Annotated in this window: 17 protein-coding genes; 8 read left to right on the forward strand and 9 right to left on the reverse strand. The window is 72.1% G+C overall.

The genetic code is table 11. The features are described 5' to 3' along the window. Window positions 1–30 precede the first annotated feature (30 nt). On the forward strand, window positions 31–2,256 hold the full coding sequence (locus PYS65_RS12245; RefSeq protein WP_279333982.1) for a DEAD/DEAH box helicase: 2,226 nt from the start codon (window positions 31–33) through the stop codon (window positions 2,254–2,256). 85 nt (window positions 2,257–2,341) lie between these two features. Beyond that, complete coding sequence (locus PYS65_RS12250; protein ID WP_279333983.1) at window positions 2,342–3,304, forward strand: alpha/beta fold hydrolase; 963 nt, start codon at window positions 2,342–2,344, stop codon at window positions 3,302–3,304. On the opposite strand, the gene PYS65_RS12255 is transcribed toward PYS65_RS12250, so the two are convergent. Next, window positions 3,301–4,194: an NYN domain-containing protein gene (locus tag PYS65_RS12255; RefSeq protein ID WP_279333984.1), complete on the reverse strand. Its 894-nt coding sequence runs from the start codon at window positions 4,192–4,194 to the stop codon at window positions 3,301–3,303. The two genes, PYS65_RS12250 and PYS65_RS12255, sit on opposite strands and share 4 nt — an antisense overlap. A 236-nt stretch (window positions 4,195–4,430) precedes the next feature. Here PYS65_RS12255 and PYS65_RS12260 point away from each other — a divergent pair, with 236 nt between their 5' ends. Then, entirely contained in the window at window positions 4,431–4,583 is a 153-nt protein-coding gene (locus PYS65_RS12260) for a hypothetical protein (protein ID WP_279333985.1), read from the forward strand. 24 nt (window positions 4,584–4,607) lie between these two features. Here PYS65_RS12260 and PYS65_RS12265 read toward each other — a convergent pair whose 3' ends face one another. The 4 genes from PYS65_RS12265 to PYS65_RS12280 form a co-directional block, all read right to left on the reverse strand. Beyond that, window positions 4,608–5,213 (reverse strand): MarC family protein, encoded by a 606-nt coding sequence (locus tag PYS65_RS12265; protein WP_279333986.1) that lies wholly within the window; start codon window positions 5,211–5,213, stop codon window positions 4,608–4,610. Between the two features lie 94 nt (window positions 5,214–5,307). Further along, window positions 5,308–6,165 (reverse strand): PHP domain-containing protein, encoded by an 858-nt coding sequence (locus PYS65_RS12270; protein ID WP_279333987.1) that lies wholly within the window; start codon window positions 6,163–6,165, stop codon window positions 5,308–5,310. Window positions 6,166–6,297: 132 nt separating this feature from the next. Beyond that, window positions 6,298–6,945 (reverse strand): DUF6758 family protein, encoded by a 648-nt coding sequence (locus tag PYS65_RS12275; RefSeq protein ID WP_279333988.1) that lies wholly within the window; start codon window positions 6,943–6,945, stop codon window positions 6,298–6,300. A gap of 203 nt (window positions 6,946–7,148) precedes the next feature. Continuing rightward, on the reverse strand, window positions 7,149–7,733 hold the full coding sequence (locus PYS65_RS12280; RefSeq protein WP_279333989.1) for a suppressor of fused domain protein: 585 nt from the start codon (window positions 7,731–7,733) through the stop codon (window positions 7,149–7,151). Window positions 7,734–8,339: 606 nt separating this feature from the next. Here PYS65_RS12280 and PYS65_RS12285 point away from each other — a divergent pair. Together PYS65_RS12285 and PYS65_RS12290 are read left to right on the forward strand one after the other, a co-directional pair. Next, window positions 8,340–9,458 (forward strand): magnesium and cobalt transport protein CorA, encoded by a 1,119-nt coding sequence (locus PYS65_RS12285; RefSeq protein WP_279333990.1) that lies wholly within the window; start codon window positions 8,340–8,342, stop codon window positions 9,456–9,458. 94 nt (window positions 9,459–9,552) lie between these two features. Then, window positions 9,553–10,083: a hypothetical protein gene (locus PYS65_RS12290; protein ID WP_279333991.1), complete on the forward strand. Its 531-nt coding sequence runs from the start codon at window positions 9,553–9,555 to the stop codon at window positions 10,081–10,083. Between the two features lie 12 nt (window positions 10,084–10,095). Here the strand turns inward: PYS65_RS12290 and PYS65_RS12295 are convergent, their stop codons facing one another. Next, complete coding sequence (locus tag PYS65_RS12295; RefSeq protein ID WP_279333992.1) at window positions 10,096–10,878, reverse strand: hypothetical protein; 783 nt, start codon at window positions 10,876–10,878, stop codon at window positions 10,096–10,098. A 259-nt stretch (window positions 10,879–11,137) separates the two neighbouring features. Here PYS65_RS12295 and PYS65_RS12300 point away from each other — a divergent pair, with 259 nt between their 5' ends. Genes PYS65_RS12300 through PYS65_RS12310 form a run of 3 tightly spaced genes read left to right on the forward strand, consistent with a single transcriptional unit; the run spans window position 11,138 to window position 14,296 of the window. After that, on the forward strand, window positions 11,138–12,514 hold the full coding sequence (locus tag PYS65_RS12300; RefSeq protein WP_279333993.1) for a magnesium transporter MgtE N-terminal domain-containing protein: 1,377 nt from the start codon (window positions 11,138–11,140) through the stop codon (window positions 12,512–12,514). Continuing rightward, window positions 12,511–13,119 (forward strand): DUF1003 domain-containing protein, encoded by a 609-nt coding sequence (locus PYS65_RS12305; protein WP_279333994.1) that lies wholly within the window; start codon window positions 12,511–12,513, stop codon window positions 13,117–13,119. The genes PYS65_RS12300 and PYS65_RS12305 overlap by 4 nt, the downstream gene beginning before the upstream one ends. Window positions 13,120–13,162: 43 nt before the next feature. After that, window positions 13,163–14,296 carry an Mrp/NBP35 family ATP-binding protein gene (locus PYS65_RS12310; RefSeq protein WP_279333995.1) on the forward strand — a complete coding sequence of 378 codons (1,134 nt, stop codon included), beginning with the start codon at window positions 13,163–13,165 and terminating at the stop codon, window positions 14,294–14,296. Window positions 14,297–14,431: 135 nt separating this feature from the next. Here the strand turns inward: PYS65_RS12310 and PYS65_RS12315 are convergent, their stop codons facing one another. The 3 genes from PYS65_RS12315 to PYS65_RS12325 form a co-directional block, all read right to left on the reverse strand. After that, the gene (locus PYS65_RS12315; RefSeq protein WP_279333996.1) at window positions 14,432–15,109 is read right to left on the reverse strand and encodes a hypothetical protein; all 678 of its coding nucleotides are present in this window, start codon (window positions 15,107–15,109) and stop codon (window positions 14,432–14,434) included. Window positions 15,110–15,354: 245 nt separating this feature from the next. After that, the gene (locus tag PYS65_RS12320; protein ID WP_279333997.1) at window positions 15,355–15,825 is read right to left on the reverse strand and encodes a sec-independent translocase; all 471 of its coding nucleotides are present in this window, start codon (window positions 15,823–15,825) and stop codon (window positions 15,355–15,357) included. A 243-nt stretch (window positions 15,826–16,068) separates the two neighbouring features. After that, the gene (locus PYS65_RS12325) at window positions 16,069–17,931 is read right to left on the reverse strand and encodes a S1C family serine protease (protein WP_279333998.1); all 1,863 of its coding nucleotides are present in this window, start codon (window positions 17,929–17,931) and stop codon (window positions 16,069–16,071) included. Between the last annotated feature and the right edge of the window lie 82 nt (window positions 17,932–18,013).

The raw sequence follows: 18,013 nt of genomic DNA on the forward strand, positions 1-18,013 counted from the left end.
CCCTTCCCCATCCAGGAACTGACGCTCCCCGTGGCCCTGTCGGGCACGGACGTCATCGGCCAGGCCAAGACCGGCACCGGAAAGACGCTCGGCTTCGGCCTTCCGCTCCTCGAGCGCGTGACCGTCCCGGCGGACGTGGAGGCCGGGCGCGCGAAGCCCGAGGACCTCACCGACACCCCGCAGGCGCTGGTCGTCGTCCCCACCCGCGAGCTGTGCACGCAGGTCACCAACGACCTGCTGACCGCCGGCAAGGTGCGCAACGTACGCGTCACCGCGATCTACGGCGGCCGGGCCTACGAGCCCCAGGTCGAGGCCCTGAAGAAGGGCGTCGACGTGATCGTCGGCACCCCGGGCCGGCTGCTCGACCTGGCGGGGCAGAAGAAGCTGAACCTGAAGCACGTCAAGGCCCTCGTCCTCGACGAGGCCGACGAGATGCTCGACCTGGGCTTCCTGCCCGACGTCGAGAAGATCATCAACCTGCTTCCGGCGCGCCGCCAGACCATGCTGTTCTCGGCCACCATGCCGGGCGCGGTCATCGGGCTGGCCCGCCGCTACATGTCGCAGCCCACGCACATCCGCGCCACCGCGCCGGACGACGAGGGCGCGACGGTCGCGAACACCACGCAGTTCGTCTACCGCGCGCACAACATGGACAAGCCCGAGATGGTCTCGCGGATACTGCAGGCCGACGGCCGGGGGCTGGTCATGGTCTTCTGCCGCACCAAGCGCACCGCCGCCGACCTCGCCGACCAGCTGGGGCAGCGCGGCTTCGCCTCCGGCGCGGTCCACGGCGACCTCGGCCAGGGCGCCCGTGAGCAGGCGCTGCGCGCCTTCCGCAACGGCAAGGTGGACGTGCTCGTCTGCACCGACGTCGCCGCCCGCGGCATCGACGTCGAGGGGGTGACGCACGTCATCAACTACCAGTCACCCGAGGACGAGAAGACGTATCTGCACCGCATCGGCCGGACGGGCCGCGCGGGGGCGAAGGGTACGGCGATCACCCTGGTCGACTGGGACGACATCCCGCGCTGGCAGCTGATCGACAAGGCACTGGACCTGGGCTTCAGCGACCCGCCGGAGACGTACTCCACCTCCCCGCACCTGTTCACCGACCTCGGCATCCCCGAGGGGACGAAGGGTGTCCTGCCGCGCTCGGAGCGCACCCGTGCCGGGCTCGACGCGGAGGAGCTGGAGGACCTGGGTGAGCCGGGCGGCCGTGGTCCGCGCGGCGGTCGCGGTGCCCGGAGCGAGCGGAACGACCGGAACGGTCGGGGTGACTCCGAGCGTGAGCGTCCGGCCCGTACGCCGCGCCGCCGGCGCCGTACGCGCGGTGGTGCCCCGCTGGACGAATCGGCGCAGCCGGCGGCCCCGGCCGTCGAGGGCACCGATGAGGCCGACACCGGTACGGCACCCCGCACCCCGCGCCGTCGGCGCCGTACGCGTGGTGGGGCGGCCTCCGAGGCGACGACCGCCCCGGTGACCGCGGTCGAGTCCACCGGGCCCGCGCGGTCCGCCGAGTCCGCCGCCGAGCACGTCGATCCCGCCGAGTCGGCTGTCGCGACGGTCGAGGGCGGCGCGGTCGAGGGCAGCGTGGTCGAAGACGCTCCGGAGGCGCCGGCAGCGCCGCGCCGCCGCCGGACCCGCAAGGCCACGGCTGCCACGGCCCCTGCGGCCGAGGCAGTGGTGGACACCGTCGAGGAGGCCACCGAATCCGCCGCGGAGGCGACCGGGACGAAGCCCCGGCGCACCAGGACGCGGAAGACGGCCGCCGCCGCGACCACCGAGGCCGGTACGACCGCGACCGGCATCCCGGCGCAGACCGCCCCGGAGGCGGAGGCGGAGACCGCCGAGGCGAAGCCCCGGGTCCGCCGCACCCGCAAGACCGCCGCCCCGGCCGAGACGGGCGTGGACACGGCCGAGGCCGCCGAGGTCAAGCCGCGCCGCACCCGCAAGGCGGCCACCGCCGTGCAGGAGCCGGAGGCCGCGGTGGACGCCACGGCCGAGGTCAAGCCCCGGCGCACCCGGAAGACGGCAGCCGCCGCGACCGTGCTCGACACCGCTGAAGCCGTCGAGGCCGCCGAGCCCAAGCCGCGTCGCCGCACCCGCAAGACCGCCGCGGCCACCGAGGCCGGTACGACCGCGACCGGCATCCCGGCGCAGGCCGTGCCGGAGGCGGAGACGGCCGAGGCTAAGCCCCGGGTCCGCCGCACCCGCAAGACCGCCGCCCCGGCCACCGCGGAGCCCACGGAGGCCTGACGCACCACACCGACGGCCCGGTCCCCCACCCGTGGGGCCGGGCCGTCGGCGTCGGCCGGCCCCTGCTGCCCGCTACCCTCACCCCGTGACCAGCCACCCCACCCCCGCTTCCGTTCCCCCTCCGACCCCGGCCCCAGCCTCCGCCCCACCCACCGGCGCGCGGGCGTACCGGCTTCGCACGTCCCGTGGGGAGTTCGCCGTCGTCGACGTGCCACCGGCCGACGGGGCCCAGCCGAAGGGGGTCGTGCTGGCACTGCCCGGGTTCACGGGCAGCAAGGAGGACTTCACGCTGCTGCACGGGCCGCTCGCCGCACACGGATACCGCAGCATCGCCGTGGACGGGCGGGGACAGTACGAGTCGGACGGCCCCGCTGACGACGAATCCGCTTATGCCCAGGCCGAGTTGGCGCAGGATGTGCTCGCGCAGGCGGAGGCGCTCGGCGCGGCTGCGCCGCTGCACCTCGTCGGGCACTCGCTCGGCGGCCAGATCGCCCGTGCGGCCGTGCTCGAGGACCACTCCCCGTTCCGTTCGCTCACCCTGATCTCGTCGGGCCCCGCCCGGATCTCGGTCTCCCAGGAGCAGCGCGTGAAGCTGCTGCGGGAGGCGCTCGACCGGATGTCGATGGCGCAGTGCTGGGAGGCGATCCTGGCCATGGGCCCGCCGGAGGAGGTCGGCGGCCCCGCCCGTGGGCTCGGTGGCCAGGAGCACCTGCGCCGCCGCTGGTTGGCCACCAGGCCTGCACAACTACTGGCCACCGGGCGGCAGTTGTGTACGGAGCCGGACCGGGTCGCCGAACTCGCCGCCGTGCCACTGCCGTTCCATGTGCTGTCGGGTGCGCACGACGACACCTGGCCGGTGCCGGACCTGGACGCCATGGCCGTACGGCTGAACGCGCACCGCACGGTCGTCGCCGGCGCCGAGCACTCCCCCAACGTCGACCGGCCCGCGCCCACGGCACACGCCCTCGCCGCGTTCTGGGACCGGCTCCACGACGACGGCGACGACACCCCGCACCACGGCCGGCACGGGCCGGGGCGTGCCGTCTAGTACTGCGCCTGGAGGTGGGACCAGAAGCCGTCGCGCAGCGCGCGTCTCAGGTCCGCCTGGCCGCGCAGGGAGTACTGCAGCAGGCCCTCGGCCTCCACCAGCAGGTCCTGGTCGACCGAGCCGGGCAGGTAGGGGTGGCCGGGCAGCAGTTCCACCAGCGTGTCCCGGCCCCGTTCGGCGAGCCACTTCGCGGCGATCTGCGCACCGACGAAACGGACGTCCTCGCGGGTGGGCCGGCCTGTCGCGGGCTCGTACGCGGGGGCCGTGCGCCGGGAGACGTACGGCTTGAAGAAGTCGAGTTCGAAGGTGCGCTGGCTGTCGACCTCCCAGAGCAGGGGCTCGGCCTGGTTGCGCCCCTCGGGGGCCTCGATGCCCCAGAGGTGGACGCGGGCGCCGTACCCCTGGGCGGCCTCGACCGCCGGGACCAGGTCCTCGTCACCGCCCAGCAGGGCCGCGTCGCTGATGGCGCGGTACCGGGCCAGTGACTCCAGGTCGGAGCGGATCAGGGAGTCGACGCCCTTCTGCTGGTTGTTGGCGTTGAGGTTGCCGAGGCGGACCTTGACGTCGGGGAGCTCCGCGATGGTCTGCTGCTCGGCGGTGTGGATGCGGCGCCGGGCCCCGTCGTACCAGTAGACGCGCAGCAGCCTGCTGTCCGCGAAGATGGTGCGGGCCCGGTCGATGAGCGCGTCGATGAATCCCTCGGCGTCGAGGTCGAAGGCCCTGCGGTCCTCCGTCCCGGCCACCAGCCGCCCCGCCGCCGCGTACAGGTAGCCGGCGTCGACGAAGATCGCGTGTGTCGAGGGCGTCTTCGCCACCTCGGCGAGCATGCGCTGCAGCAGCTCGTTCGTGCGGTCGATACGGGAGTTCAGCTCCGCGAGGTCATCGTTCATCATCTCTATTGTCCTGGCGGTCACTGTGCGAACACAACCGGTCCCGGTCGGTCCCCTTCGAAACACCCATCCGTCGGTGCCCGATCAGCCCGCGGTCGATCGAATTATTCCCTTGACGTAGGGAATGTTCTGCGGATTTCACTCGTTTATTACTGACGGCACACGAGCCGGTCCGGCCCGTGGCCGTCCACCCCGTCGTCCTCCCTCGGGAGGACGGCCAATGAAGGGAGAAGTGCTTGCACTTCGAGATCATGCGACTCGACGACATCGACGGCACCGCCGTGGACAGCACCGTGGTGGAGGCCGCCTCCGTCAACCGTATCGTCCAGCAGGCCGCCGCCATCGGGCAGCGCCTGTGGATCCGCCCGGCCGGCACACCCGCTCCATGACGCGGGACGTGCACCCCGGGACGGTCAGCCGCCCTGGATCACCTGTGTGACCCCGTTGATGATCTGCTGCACGGCGATCGCGGAGAGCATCATGCCCGCGAGGCGCGTCACCAGGACCACCCCGCCGTCCTTGATGACCCGGATGATCAGCAGCGAGTACCGCATGACCAGCCACAGCACGACGTGGACGGCGAGGATCGCCGCCCACACCGACACCTGGGCGGTCGTGCCGTCCGCCTCCTGCACGGCGAGGATGACCGAAACGATCGCTCCGGGACCGGCCAGCAGCGGCATGCCGAGCGGGACCAGCGCGACGTTGACGTCCTTGGTCTGCTGGGGCTCGTCGGTCTTGCCGGTGAGCAGGTCGAGCGCGATCAGCAGGAGCAGCAGCCCGCCCGCGATCATCAGCGCCGGTACGGACACGTGCAGGTAGTCGAGGATCTGCTGCCCGACCAGCCCGAACAGGACGATCACCCCACCGGCCACGCAGACCGCCTGGAAGGCCATCCGCCTCTGCACCTTGGCGGGCCGCCCCGCGGTCAGGGCCAGGAAGATCGGGGTGATCCCCGGGGGATCCATGATGACGAAAAGGGTCAGGAAAAGGGAGCCGAAGACGGCGACGTCGAACATGAGTGCCTTGCTGAGAACGAGCGAGCGCGGAGCGCTCGAGGGAAGAGCCCGATGAACGAGCCGGAGGAACGAGTGGGGCGAGTGGGCGTGGGACTCAGGCTCCGCCGGCCCCCGGCACCGGGAACGCGCCGGTCGCGCGCCGCGTGATCTCGCCGTACACCTCGGGGTCCGTCGTGAACTCGCCGAGCTCGCAGCTCTTCCGGCTGCCGTGGTAGTCGCTGGACCCGGTCACCAGCAGTCCCAGTTCCTTCGCGAGGCCGCGCAGTCGCGCCCTGGTCTCGGGGTCGTGGTCCATGTGGTCGACCTCGATGCCGTCGAGGCCGGCCTCGGCCAGCGCGGCCAGCGCGGACTCCGGTACGGTCCGGCCGCGCTTGGCGGCGGCCGGGTGGGCGAACACCGCGACCCCGCCCGCGCCCTTGATCAGCCGGAGCGCCTCGAAGGGGTCCGTCTCGTGCTTCTCCATGTGGGCCCGGCCGCCGTCGGCCAGCCACTGCGGGGTGAACGCGTCGCTCACGCTCGCCACCACGCCCAGTTCGACGAGTGCGGTGGCCACGTGCGGGCGGCCCACCGAGCCGTCGCCGGCGATCCGCGTGATCTGCTCCCAGGTGACGGGCACACCCAGGGCGTTCAGCTTGGCGACCATGCCCCGGGCCCGCGGCACCCGGTCGTCCCGGACCAGCTCGCGCTCGGCGAGCAGGGCCGGCTCCGCGGGGTCGAAGAGGTAGGCCAGCATGTGCATGCCGATACCGTCGAGCCGGCAGGAGAGCTCGGCGCCGGTCACCAGCGTGAGCCCCGCAGGGAGCGCGGCGAGGGCCTCGGCGTGACCGCGGGTGGTGTCGTGGTCGGTCAGCGCGACGACGTCGAGACCCGCAGCGGCGGCCTTGCGGACCAGACCGGCCGGGGAGTCCGTGCCGTCGGACGCGGTGGAGTGGGTGTGCAGATCGATACGCACGACGCGTTCCTCCAAGCGGTGGCCGACGGACAGGGACGCCTCAGGATAACCGTATTTCCGGACACCCCGGTCACACCCGAACCCGCCCTGCGCCCCCTACCGCATCCCATCGCGCTCCCACCGCGCGAGGACCTACGGTCTCGTCTCCATCAGCCGCGGTGACAGCGCCCCGCAGGGCACCAGTCCCACCTCGGCCCCGGCGTCCCGGAGGTCGGTGAGGACCAGTTCGTCGTACATCAGGAGCCCGGACTGCTCGGGCCAGAGCACCGCCCACAGCCACATCCCGAGCGCCTCGCCCGCGAAGACCGCCCGGTCGTCCGGCGCCTTGGAGACGTGCCAGAGCGGGGTCGGCCGGCCGGCGGCCAGCACCTTGGTCTCGGCGGGCTTCTCGACGTTCAGATACGGGCCGGGGTCCGGGCCGTCGACGCCCGCGTACCGCGCACCCAGCCCGACGCCGAGTTCCTCGGCCACGAGGACGAGTTCACCCATGCCGCCGAGCGGTCCGGGCCCGGTGCAGGCGACGGCGGTGGCCCGGCCGCCGCCGCGGTCGTCACCCGCCGAGGCCACACCGGTGAACAGCCAGCCCACCGGCAGCGGCCACGGCATCCACACCGGCACCCGGGTGCGCCGCACGACGACGTTGAGGGCGTCGACGCTCGGCGGTATCACGGGCTGGACCGGATGCACCACACCGTGCACATCACACTGCCACGCATCGGAGAAGAGGCCGGGAGCCCTGACCCGGCCACCACACTTCGGGCAACTGGGTTCGCCCCTCATAGGGCCCCACGGTCCTACCCCGGCACCCTCACGTCAAGGACGATCACCCGTCCGGACCGAACCGGTCACCCGGAACCGGACACTCCCCGCTCGGCCCGTCCGGTCGTCCGCTCCGGCCCACCGGCCCGGACGACACTCTGAGCCCTCCCGTCAACGTCGTCCAGGAAGCGGCCAGTTGGCGAGGAGGAGCGGGGTGAGCTTGCTCACTCCAGCGAGACGGAGGCGCGGGCGGGATGCCGCAGGTCCGTGCCCCGGGCCAGCCAGCGCTCCTGGAGCGCCTGGGCGCCGTGCACCCGCTTCCAGGCCGCCTCGTTCGGAGTCATCGGCAGCAGCGGCAGGAACCGTACGGGATCCAGGGGCTCGTCGAGCTCCAGGTCCTCCACCAGACCGCCCGGCTCGGCCACCAGCACCGAGGTGAACGGGGCCCCGGGCCACAGCGGTTCACCGACGTCGAGGGAGGCGCCGGGGGCCACGACCACGCCCTCGACCTGCGGGGACGCCGCGAGCACGGCGAGCGGACGGAGCACCTTGTCGGTGTCGGCGAGACCGTCTCGTACGGACAGCAGCAGCTCCACGCGCGGGCCCGCGACGGGGTCCGCGACCACCGCCGTGGGGTCGGCCATGGGCTGCGCGGACATGCCGAGGGTGGCGTAGCGCACGATGCCTCCCTCGCGGAAACGCAGCACCTCGAAGCGGTCCGTACCCAGGAAGGTGACCGCCGCGCGTGCGTCCGGTTCGCCCAGAGTCGTACGCAACCGGGCCTCGACCAGAGGAAGAACATCAGCCATACGGCGAGCATAGAACTCGCCGGTAGCAGGCGAAGCGGCGCCTTGACACATCGGTCGGCTGCTACCCTGGCCCGGTGGTTCGGGGCAGCACGCAGGAGGCCGCCCAGGCACCGCCCAGGCCTTGAGGGCCTCACCTCAGGGCGTCGCCTCAGTGCGCTGGGAGAGTCGGTCCGCGTCCCGAACCCCGATGTGACGCTTCCCCCCGCGGGGGACTCCCCTGAATCCCCTCAGGGGATGAGGATCGTCCCTCACGAGGGACCGGCCGGAGGAGGTGGGGCTGGCATGGACCGAAGTCGACCGTGCAGTAGCACCCGCTCTTCCACTCGCTGACGCAGCCACTCCGTACCGGCTGCCACCCCTCACCATCGCGTCTTCACCGGAAGAGCATCTCGTTTCGTTGTGCCTGATCTGCCCCAGCAGCTGTATCAGCGACGGAACTCGCCACCGCGACGGTTCGGTGCTCCCCGCTTTGTGGACGTGCCAAACATCCTGCGCCTCAACTCTTCTCCGAGGCAGGGAGAATCCCTGGTCAGGACGTCCTCATTCCGGGTGGTTCCACCCGTCGTACCGGCGCCTTTCGTTGCCCGTTCCGCGAAGGAGCCCGCCTTGTCGATGATCCGCGACCTGCGCGCCGTGGTCCGCCCCTCCCGTGTCTCGCCGCGCAAGGAGAGCAGCGCCCCCTACGACAGCACCCGCGATCCGGCGACGACCACCGCGGTCGTCGACTGCGCCATCTACCGCGACGGCCGGCGCGTGGCCACCGAGAGCCCGCTCACCCCACCGGAGGCCATGCGCCTGGTGCGCCGTGACGCGGGCTTCGTGTGGATCGGCCTGCACGAGCCGACCGAGGACGAATTCGCGGGTATCGCACGCGAGTTCGGGCTGCATCCGCTGGCCGTGGAGGACGCGGTCCAGGCCCATCAGCGGCCCAAGCTGGAGCGCTACGACGACTCGCTCTTCACGGTCTTCAAGACCATCCACTACCTCGACCACGACCGGCTCAGCTCCAGCAGCGAGGTCGTCGAGACCGGCGAGGTGATGTGCTTCACCGGCCGGGACTTCTTCATCACCGTCCGGCACGGCGGCCAGGGCTCCCTGCGGGCCCTGCGGCACCGCCTCCAGGAGGACCCCGAACTGCTGGCCAAGGGCCCCTCGGCCGTCCTGCACGCCATCGCCGACCATGTCGTCGACGGCTACCTCGCGGTCGCCGACGCGGTGCAGGACGACATCGACGAGGTGGAGACGGAGGTGTTCTCGCCGGGCCGGGGCGGCACCCCGCGCGGCACGGACGCCGGCCGGATCTACCAACTCAAGCGCGAGGTACTGGAGTTCAAGCGGGCGGTGTCGCCACTGCTGCGGCCCATGCAGTTGCTCAGCGAGCGGCCGATGCGGCTGGTCGACCCGGAGATCCAGAAGTACTTCCGGGACGTCGCCGACCACGTGGCCCGGGTGCACGAGCAGGTGATCGGCTTCGACGAGCTGCTCAACTCCATCCTCCAGGCCAATCTCGCGCAGGCGTCCGTGGCGCAGAACGAGGACATGCGCAAGATCACCTCGTGGGCCGCCATCATCGCCGTGCCGACGATGGTCTGCGGGGTGTACGGCATGAACTTCGACTACATGCCGGAGACCCACTGGAAGTACGGCTATCCGCTCGTCCTCGGCGTCACGGTGGCCCTCTGTCTGGGCATCCACCGCATGCTGAAGCGCAACGGCTGGCTCTGAACGGCCGGCCCCGGGGGGAACGTCCGGCCCCGAGGGAACGTCCGGCTCCGGGAGAAGCCCTGCCCCCGGGCGGGCCCTGGATAGGCTGGGGCCCATGACAAGTGCGACCAGTGCGCTGTTCGACCGGGCCCTCATCGAGGAGGCCACGAAGAAGTCCGGCCTCGTCTGGGTCGAGGGGCCCGGCGCCCCGGCCCGGCCGCTGTGGCACGTGTGGCACGAGGACGCGATGTGCCTGGTCGGCGACGGGCCCGGGGAGCAGCCGCTGCCGGGGCTGGCCGACGGGGTGTCGGCCGAGGTGACGGTACGCAGCAAGGACAAGGGCGGTCGGCTGGTCTCCTGGGCCGCGAAGGTCGTGGAGCTGCCGCCCGGCTCCGAGGAGTGGGACGCGGCGGTCGCCGTGCTCAAGGGCAAGCGCCTCAACGCACCCGACGGCGAGGCGATGACGGAGCGCTGGGCCCGTGAGTGCCGCGTCCTGCGTCTGGAGCCGACCGGGGCGACGGCGCCGTTGCCCGACGGCTCGCTGGCCGGGCCCCCGCTGCAGACCCCGGTGACGACCCGGCGTCCGCTCCCCGCGGGCCTGCCCCGGCTGCTGGCGGGCCGGCGGGGCTCGAAGAAGCGCCGTTAGGGCCTGCCCCGGCTACGAGGCCGGGAGCTGTCCGCCGTAGTCCAGGGTCTCGCTCTGGGCCGGTTTCTCCAGGGCGAAGTCACTGCCCCAGGCCGAGAAGGTGAGGGTGCCCGCCTCGCCGGCCCGCACCAGGCGCAGCGGATACGGCTTGCCCTCCAGGGAGACGTCCAGGGTGCCGCCGGAGCCCTGGTCGCCCGCGATGCGGATGCACCGGACGCCCCCCTGCTCGTGGTGGCCGTCCGTGGCCAGCTTGCCGTGCAGGGTCAGCAGGGCGCCGAGGAGTACATCCTTGTCCGCGAAGCCGATGAACTTCTTGTACGACGGGTCGCCCTCCGGCACCTTCACGTACTTCTCGGCGAGTTTGCCGGCCGCCGCCGTGTCCGACGCGCCGCCCTCGCCCTCGCCCTCCGCGGCGTTCTTGTCGCCCTTGCCGTTCGCCCAGAACTCCGCGTCGGCCTTCAGGAAGAGCTCGTCGTCGACCTTCAGCAGCCTGAACGTCTGCTCTCCGGCGGTGACCGAACCGATGCCGCCCTCGGGTTTGAGCCGCATGTCGAGCTTGTAGGTGCTCCCGCTGGTGACCACGCTTCCGTGCAGCCGCACGGTCTCGACCGAGGTGGCGGCCGTCAGGGTTCTCTTCTGGATCTCGGCGGCGGTCAGTCTGCCGACACCGTTGGTGCCCTCGTTCGGGTCCACTTCCTCGGAGCATCCCGTGAGCGTCATTCCGGTCACGAGCAGCACGCACACGGCACGCGCCAGCGCGGCGGTGCGGGACCGGCCCTGGGAGATCGGAGTCACAGGTTGCGCTGCCTCTCTGATGGGGACCTGAACGGCGTACCGCAGATTACCGGGGCCGCAGCACCCCGGCGGAGGCAGTCCGTCCGGACCGGCCCTCGGGCACCGACGATCAGGACGGGCTAGCCTGAAACCCGCTTGAGCAGGGCATCCGGGCACCGAAGACGGAAAGGGAACGGAACGGAAAGAGAACGGAAAGGGACAGGAACAGAGCGAGCAGCATCACGCACGGCACGACCCCGTAGGAAAAGGAGCCGCCGCCATGGCAGCGGGCGCCCCCCGGTTCTTCGTCTCGCACCTCTCCGGTGTCGCCGCCTTCGATCCGGCCGGCGACCAGGTGGGGCGCGTGCGCGACCTGGTCGTCATGCTGCGGGTCGGCCGGCGTCCACCGAGGCTGCTCGGTCTGGTGGTCGAACTCCCCACCCGGCGCCGCATCTTCCTGCCCATGAACCGGGTGACCGCCGTGCAGTCCGGTCAGGTCATCACCACCGGTGTGCTCAACGTCCGGCGCTTCGAGCAGCGGCCCACCGAGCGGCTCGTCTTCGGTGAGCTCCTGGACCGCAGGGTGACGCTGGTGGAGACCGGTGAGGAGGTCACCGTCCTCGACCTGTCGGTGCATCAGCTGCCGGCCCGTCGGGAATGGGAGATCGACCGGGTGTTCGTCCGCAAGGGCAAGAAGGGCGGAACGTTTCGGCGCGGCAAGGGGGAGACACTGACCGTCGAATGGTCCGCGGTCACCGGTTTCTCCCTGGAGGAGAAGGGACAGGGCGCCGAGAACCTGCTGGCCACCTTCGAGCAGCTGCGCCCCGCCGACCTGGCCAACGTCCTGCACCACCTCTCCCCCAAGCGCCGCGCCGAGGTCGCCGCCGCCCTGGACGTCGACCGCCTGGCGGACGTGCTGGAGGAGCTTCCCGAGGACGACCAGGTGGAGATCCTCGGCAAGCTGAAGGAGGAGCGCGCCGCCGACGTCCTGGAGGCCATGGACCCCGATGACGCCGCCGATCTGCTCTCCGAACTGCCCGAGGCGGACAAGGAGCGGCTGCTCGACCTGATGCAGCCCGCCGACGCGGCCGACATGCGGCGCCTGATGTCGTACGAGGAGCACACCGCGGGCGGTCTGATGACGACCGAGCCGATCGTGCTGAGGCCCGACGCGACCGTCGCCGACGCGCTGGCCCGCATCCGCAACCCCGATCTGTCACCGGCGCACGCGGCCCAGGTCTACGTCTGCCGACCGCCGGAGGAGACCCCGACCGGCAAGTACCTGGGCACGGTCCACTTCCAGCGCCTGCTGCGCGACCCTCCGTACACCCTGGTCGGCTCGATCCTCGACGACGACCTGCAGCCGCTGGAGCCGGACGCGGCGCTCCCCGTGATCGCCGGGTTCTTCGCCACGTACGACATGGTGGCGGCGCCCGTGGTGGACGAGGCGGGCGCGCTGCTGGGCGCGGTGACGGTGGACGACGTACTGGACCACATGCTGCCCGAGGACTGGCGGGAGACCGAGTTCCATCTGGACGACGACAACGGCGACGACAACGCCGGCTACGACAGCGACAGCGACGCGCGCGACACCGACGACACGAACGGCAGGGCCGCCGAGGACCGCGAGGACGCCGAGGGGGGTGGTGACCGGTGACTCCTGAGCGAGAGGGCGGGCGCGAGCGTCTGCCGGCGGGCGCCACGGCCGCCGGGCGCCCGCGTACGCCGCGGCTGGACCAGCCGCGCGCCCCTCGGCGCCGGCTCCTGCCCGAGTGGGACCCGGAGGCCTTCGGGCGGCTGTCGGAACGGATCGCGCGTTTCCTGGGCACCGGGCGGTTCATCGTCTGGATGACGGTCGTCATCATCGTGTGGCTGCTGTGGAACGTGTCCGCGCCGAAGGAACTGCGCTTCGACGAGTACCCGTTCATCTTCCTGACCCTGGTGCTGTCCCTCCAGGCCTCGTACGCGGCCCCGCTGATCCTGCTCGCGCAGAACAGGCAGGACGACCGCGACCGGGTCAACCTGGAGCAGGACCGCAAACAGAACGAGCGGTCGATCGCGGACACCGAGTACCTGACCCGGGAGATCGCCGCGCTGCGGATCGGGCTCGGGGAGGTCGCGACGCGGGACTGGATCCGCTCGGAACTGCAGGACGTGGTGAAGGATCTGGAGGAACGCCACAACGGACACCGGGACCACCACGGCTCATTTCCCGCGATGCGGGCGCAGCGGCCTCCGGGACGTGACGCAGACGACCACTGACGGGCTTACCGGGGAATGTACCGGGCGCCGTACCATCGACATCATGGCTACGGAAGACGCGGTGCGCGAAGCACTGGCGACGGTGAACGACCCGGAGATCAACCGGCCCCTCACCGAGCTGGGCATGGTCAAATCTGTGGAGATCGGTGCGGACGGCGCGGTCGCGGTCGCCGTGTACCTGACGGTCTCCGGCTGCCCCATGCGGGACACCATCACGCAGCGGGTGACGGACGCGGTCGCCGGGGTCGAGGGCGTCACCCGCGTCGACGTCACGCTGGACGTGATGAGCGACGAGCAGCGCAAGGAACTGGCGAGCGCCCTGCGGGGCGGTCAGGCCGAGCGCGAGGTGCCGTTCGCCAAGCCGGGCAGCCTGACCCGGGTGTACGCGGTCGCCTCCGGCAAGGGCGGTGTCGGCAAGTCGTCGGTGACGGTGAACCTGGCGGCGGCGATGGCGGCCGACGGGCTGAAGGTGGGCGTCGTGGACGCCGACATCTACGGTCACTCGGTGCCGCGCATGCTGGGTGCCGACGGGCGTCCGACCCAGGTCGAGAACATGATCATGCCGCCGTCCGCGCACGGCGTGAAGGTCATCTCCATCGGCATGTTCACCCCGGGCAACGCGCCGGTCGTGTGGCGCGGCCCGATGCTGCACCGCGCACTGCAGCAGTTCCTGGCGGACGTGTACTGGGGCGACCTGGACGTGCTTCTGCTGGACCTGCCCCCGGGCACCGGTGACATCGCGATCTCGGTCGCCCAGCTGGTTCCGAACGCCGAGATCCTGGTGGTCACCACGCCTCAGCAGGCGGCGGCCGAGGTGGCCGAGCGGGCGGGTTCCATCGCCGTGCAGACCCACCAGAAGATCGTCGGCGTGGTCGAGAACATGTCCGGCCTGCCGTGCCCGCACTGCGACGAGATGGTCGACGTCTTCGGCACCGGCGGCGGCCGGTCGGTGGCCGAGGGGCTGACCCGGACCACGGGCGCCGAGGTCCCGGTGCTCGGCTCCATCCCCATCGACGTGCGCCTGCGCGAGGGCGGCGACGAGGGCAAGCCGGTCGTCCTGTCCGACCCGGACTCCCCCGCCGGTTCGGCGCTCCGCTCGATCGCCGACAAGCTCGGCGGCCGTCAGCGCGGCCTGGCGGGCCTGTCGCTGGGCATCACACCGCGCAACAAGTTCTGAGCGCTCCGACGGCCCGTGAGGGGCCGGGAGCCGCCGCAGCGCACTCACACGAGGGGCGCCGTCCTCCGGGGCGGCGCCCTTCGCCGTACGGGGCGGCCGCACGGGTCCGTACGGGACGTCCGCGCGGTCCGCGGCTCAGGCCCCGGTGTAGGCGCTGATGTCCTTGACCACGGCGAAGCCCAGACCGTACGCGCTCATGCCCCTGCCGTACGCGCCGACGTGCACACCCGCCCGCGTCGATCCCGCGAGCACCCAGCCGAACTCGGACTCCCGGTAGTGGAAGGGCGTCGGCACCCCGTCCACGGGGAGGGAGAGCGTCGACCAGTCCGGTCCGGCGAGGTCGTCCGCGAGCACCCAGGCCGTCTCCGTCTGCTGCTCCAGCCAGTCGTCGCGCAGGGAGTGGTCCATCTGGCCCGGCCAGGTGAACGACAGCAGTCCCACACCGGCGAGCCAGGCGGCGGAGCAGACCGAGGTGGCCTCCAGCAGGCCGGTGCCGTCCGCGCTGCGGCGCACCGGGTGGTCGGCCACGGTCACGGTGACCGCGAACTTCTCCTTGGTCTCCTGGCCGGTCCCGGCCGTGTACTCGCTGCGCACCGAGGGCTCGTCGCCGTGTCCGACCGATCCGTGTCCGACGACCCCGTCGGCCGTGGCGGCGACCTGCATCAGCCAGCGCCGCCCCGTGAACGCCTCGTCGAGGCCGTACCAGGGAAAGGGCGCGCTCAGGTAGCCGTCGACCGTACGCCAGGCGGAGGAGGCTTTTCCTCCGTCCTCCACGGCCGTCGCCTGCGCGACTGCCCGACTCGTCGTCTCCATGCCCGGACGCCTCCTCGCTCTGGTCGGACCGGAGGCGGCCCGCCCCCCTTCGGGCGTACTCGTCCGGACCGCACAACAACTCGGGCAGCATAGCCACCTCGTCGGCGCGGTCCGGGAAAAGTGTCCGGCGCGTGGGTCGTGCGGTTGTCCGGTTCAGGCCGTGCGGGGCCCTGGTGGAGTATGAAACGCGTCACGTGCGCGGGGGCCGTGCCTCTGCGTGTCCGCACCTGCGCGCCAGGGGTGCCTCAGGTGGCGTCCGCGTCGAACGGCGGGCGGTCGTCGGCGGCCGACGGCTCGGGCTTCTTCGTCATGTCGATGCGGCCCCCCCTAGAAGACGCAGCAGACGCAGCAGACGCAGAGGACGCAGCAGACCCGGCGGCGGACGACGTGGAGTCACGGCCGTTGACGGCGTCCGTGACGTCGGCCATCTCCTTCTTCAGGTCGAAGCCGCTGCGGATCTCCTTGAGCCCCAGTTCGTCGCTGTCCAGCTGCTTGCGGATGAACGTCTTGGGGTTGAGGTCCTCGAATTCGAAGTCCTTGAACTCCGGGCCCAGTTCCTCGCGGATGTCCTGCTTGGCGCTGTCCGAGAAGTCACGGATCTTCCGGATCGTCCTGCTCACGTCCTGGATGACCTTGGGGAGCTTGTCCGGACCGAAGACGAGCACGGCGAGGACGACGAGCGTCACCAGCTCGAGCGGTCCTATGTCATTGAACACCTGAAGCTCCTTGCGATGTTCGCGGTCCTCGGCCCTCGGCCCTCGGTGGTCGGTGCGTCGACTCGTCCGGGCGCCCGTGCGCCCGTACATCCGTGCGGCCCTCCGTGGTCCGGGCCGGGTCCACGGTACCCGCCGCCCCGTACGACCGGTACCGTCCCGCGACTTCCGGGCGCGTACGGCGGGGGCCCTTCCCCGCCCGTTCGCCTTCTCGTGGCGTGCGGTACGCCTCGGCCGCCGCCCCGCTCAGTCACCGCCGGAGGACCCGAGCACCAGCGAGACCTCCCGCTCCTCGCCGTCCCGTTCCAGGATGAGTTCCAGCCGGTCGCCGGGGCGGTGGGCGCGGGTCTTGACGATGAGTTCCTCACCCGAGTGGACGCGTCGGCCGTCGACCTTCGTGATGACGTCGCCGGCCTTGATCCCGGCCTTGTCGCCGGGCCCGCCGGTGCTGACCGGGGGCCCGCCGTCGCTGCTCCTGGCGCCGACGCGGGCTCCGTCGCCGGCGTAGTCCATGTCCAGGGTGATGCCGATCACCGGATGGGTCGCCCTACCGGTGTTGATCAGTTCCTCGGCGACGCGCTTGCCCTGGTTGACGGGGATGGCGAACCCGAGCCCTATGGAGCCCGCCTGGCCGCTCTCCCCCTCGTCGCCACCGCTGCCGGCGGAGCGGATGGCGGAGTTGATGCCGATCACGCGGGCCTGGGCGTCGAGCAGGGGGCCGCCGGAGTTGCCGGGGTTGATCGGCGCGTCGGTCTGCAGGGCGTCGACGTAGGACACGTCGCTGCCGTCGCCCCGTCCGCCCCCCGCCGTGATGGGGCGTTCCCGCGCGCTGATGATGCCGGCGGTGACCGTGCCGGCCAGGTCGAAGGGGGCGCCGATGGCGATGACGGGATCGCCCACCCGCACGTTGTCCGAGTTGCCGAGGGGCAGGGGGTCCAGTCCGCTGACGCCCTTGACCTTCACCACGGCGAGGTCGTAGCCGCTGTCCCGGCCGACGAGCGTGGCCTTCGCGGTGTCGCCGCTGTGGAAGGTGACGGTGATCTCGCCGTCGCTTCCGGCGGGCTGCACGACATGGTCGTTGGTGAGGATGTGCCCGCGGCCGTCGAGCACGAACCCGGTACCGGTGCCCGCCGACCCGGCGCCGCTGACGTGCAGGGTGACGACGCTGGGCAGCGCCCGCGCGGCGATCCCGGCGATGCTCCCGGGTTCCCGTCCGGCGGGCTCCTCCCCGGCCTGCGGCAGTTCGACGGCACCCACACCACCGTTGCGCTCCAGGTGGGCACCCACGATTCCGCCGACACCGCCGGAGGCGAGCGCGACCACCAGCAGGAGGCCGACGAGCCCCCTCCGGGCGCGCTTGCGCCGCTGGTCCTTCGTGGGCTCGGCGACCCCGGTCTGCTGCAACGGCGCACTCGCCCCGGCGGCGGGCGCCGCCCAGGGGTCGTAACGCTGCCAGGGGTCGGCTGCCGCCGTGACGTCCGTGGCAGCCGGGGCGTCCGTGGCGAAGACGGCCGGGGGGCCGGGCTCGGGCACGGCGGGAGCGACGGACGCGGCGGGCACGGTGGGAACGGCGGTGGCCGGGGCGGGCGCGCCGGGCGCCGGCGTGTCCGGGGCCGGGTGCGGCGCCGGGGGCGGGGCCGCCGTGCCCTGCGCGGGAGTTGCCGCCGGATGCTGGACCGGGGGCGCGGGAGCCCAGGGCCCCGGCTCACCGTACGGCGGGGTGCTGTAGGGGTCGGGATCGTGCAGCGGCCGGGGCTGCTCGGTCTGCCCCACGCCGTATCCGGCCCCGGCGGGTTCGACGACCCCGGCAGGAGGGCCTGTCACCGCTGCCCCACCGGTCTCCGTGGCCGTCGTGGCTTCCGTGGCTTCCGTGGCTTCCGTGGCCTCGGGGCTCAGGGGCCGGTGCAGTTCGTAGTCGCCCCCGGGGGTGGTCGCGGGTGCGGCAGGTCGCGCGAGCTCGAAGTCCCCGTCGGCCTCCCGTGCACGCTCCCGGTCGGGCGCCGCGTCCCGGTTCGCCGCCTCGGCCGGGGTGGCTCCGGCCACCACCGGCCCGGCGGGCTCCTCCTGTTCCCCCGTCGGGCCCGCCTTCGTGGGCTTCCCCTCGTTCATGCTCTCCCCACAGCTGGCCGCAGATCGTCGACTCCGTGGCTCCGTACGCCTCCGCGCGTCAGAGCCGGTCCGGCACCCGGCT

The organism is Streptomyces cathayae (genome assembly GCF_029760955.1).
Classification (GTDB): Bacteria; Actinomycetota; Actinomycetes; order Streptomycetales; family Streptomycetaceae; genus Streptomyces; species Streptomyces cathayae.